Raw genomic sequence first — 1,877 nt, 5'->3', positions numbered from 1 at the left:
CCCTCCTCGACCTCCGCCCCCTCGACCCCGACTACGCCGCCGGCCGAGCCGACGCCTACGACGACCACCACACCCACACCCTCGACCAACTCATCAACCGCGGCGCCCACTACATCGAGCACGCCGACATCTATCGCGCCTACGGCTACATGGACCTCGTCTGGGAGCTCCGCCGCCAGCACACCGTCGAAACCGACGCCGCCTGGCACGAAAGGCAGACCCAGCCGTGACCGACCGCGCCTACATCGCCCAGCTCGTCACCCAGCTCGGCCTCGCCTCCGAATTCCGCATCCCCTGCCCAGGAAACCCCTACGGCCGACTCGCCGACCTCTCCGTCGAGAAACGCCTCGACGGCCACGGAGACGGCTGGGCCATCCTCCGCGACGACGACGCATGGACCGGCACCCACTGGGAGCACCGCGGAGTCCTCACCCGCTCCGAGATCTACCGCTACGACCGCGACACCGCCCTCACCGAAGCCATGCGCATCGCCCCAGCCCAGACAGCCGCACTCAACGCCCTCTACAACATCACCGAGGAGCACCGCCGTGGGTGACACCACCACCATCGAATGGACCGACCGCACCTGGAATCCAGTCACCGGCTGCACCAAGATCAGCGCCGGGTGCGACAACTGCTACGCCGAGACCATCGCCGAACGCTTCCGCGGTCACGCCGCCTTCCCTCACGGCTTCGACATCCAGATCCGTGCCGACAAGGTCAACGACCCCCTCACCTGGCGCAAGCCCGCCCGCGTCTTCGTCAACAGCATGAGCGACCTCTTCCACGCCGATATCGATCAGGCATGGATCGCCGACATCGTCGCCGTCATGGCCGCAGCCCGCCGCCACAGCTTCCAGCTCCTCACCAAGCGGCACGCCCGCCTGCGCAGCCTCTTCAACGATGCCGGCTTCATCGAGAACGTGCGCCACCGGGCCGTCGGCAAGGGCCTCCCCGCCGAACAGTGGCAGTGGCCCCTCCCCAACCTCTGGCTCGGCGTCTCCGTTGAAAACCAGCAGTGGGCCGACATCCGCATCCCCGCCCTCATCGACACCCCCGCCGCCGTCCGCTTCCTCTCCTGCGAACCCCTCCTCGGCCCCATCTGGATCGACGACTACCTCTGGCAGCCCTGCACCTGCTGCCACGGCGAACCCCACGACGAAGCCTGCAACACCTGCGCCGACACCCACTGCGAAGACGGCCACATCCGCCAGCTCGACTGGGTCATCGTCGGCGGCGAGTCCGGCCGCAAGGCCCGACCCATGAACCCCCAGTGGGTCACCAGCCTCCGAGACCAGTGCACCCAGACTCACGTCCCCTTCTTCTTCAAGCAGTGGGGCGAGTACGTGCCCACCGGCTACCACGTCATCGGCGACACCACCAAGGGCACGCTCCTCATCGGCGACCCCGTCGACGACCTCGGCCACCGCATCGAACTCGCACGCGTCGGCAAGAAGGCCGCCGGCCGCGAACTCGACGGCCGCACCTGGGACCAGTTCCCGCAGGCCTCATGACCGAAGAAGAAGTGTCCTGCATCGGCAAAGACCGCTACCCCACCCGCCGAGCAGCCAAAAAAGACGCCTCCCTCATACGCCGCACCGGCGGCCCCAACCTCCGCCCCTACCCCTGCCGGTACTGCGGACGCCACCACATAGGCAACCGGCCCGGCAACGCCACCTACACCCGCCGCGGCATCCCCCTCCAGGAGCTGATCAACCCGAGACACCCCCAACCCCGACAACCGCAACAAAACCTGGCCCTCACACACAGCCATACGCTCCGCACGCGCCACCGACGAACCCGACGGCACCAAACCCAGCCGCGGCGCCCTCTCACCCGACCACCACAAAGCCACCCGCACCGTCACCTCACTCGCC

At 68.0% G+C, this 1,877-nt stretch carries 3 protein-coding genes; all 3 read left to right on the top strand.

The genetic code is table 11. The features are described 5' to 3' along the window. Positions 1-230, top strand: a 230-nt coding sequence (locus EAO77_RS39100; protein WP_187283557.1) for a hypothetical protein, incomplete at its 5' end; no start/stop codon positions are given. Beyond that, positions 227-556 (top strand): hypothetical protein, encoded by a 330-nt coding sequence (locus EAO77_RS35385; protein WP_147992424.1) that lies wholly within the window; start codon positions 227-229, stop codon positions 554-556. The genes EAO77_RS39100 and EAO77_RS35385, both read left to right, overlap by 4 nt. Beyond that, positions 549-1,514 carry a DUF5131 family protein gene (locus tag EAO77_RS35380; protein ID WP_147992423.1) on the top strand — a complete coding sequence of 322 codons (966 nt, stop codon included), beginning with the start codon at positions 549-551 and terminating at the stop codon, positions 1,512-1,514. The genes EAO77_RS35385 and EAO77_RS35380 overlap by 8 nt, the downstream gene beginning before the upstream one ends. The last annotated feature ends 363 nt before the right edge of the window (positions 1,515-1,877 follow it).

It is taken from the genome of Streptomyces sp. T39 (assembly GCF_008042045.1).
GTDB lineage: Bacteria > Actinomycetota > Actinomycetes > Streptomycetales > Streptomycetaceae > Streptomyces.
Note: the sequence above shows the minus strand (reverse complement) of the source record. Positions and strands in the feature narration are given on the sequence as shown.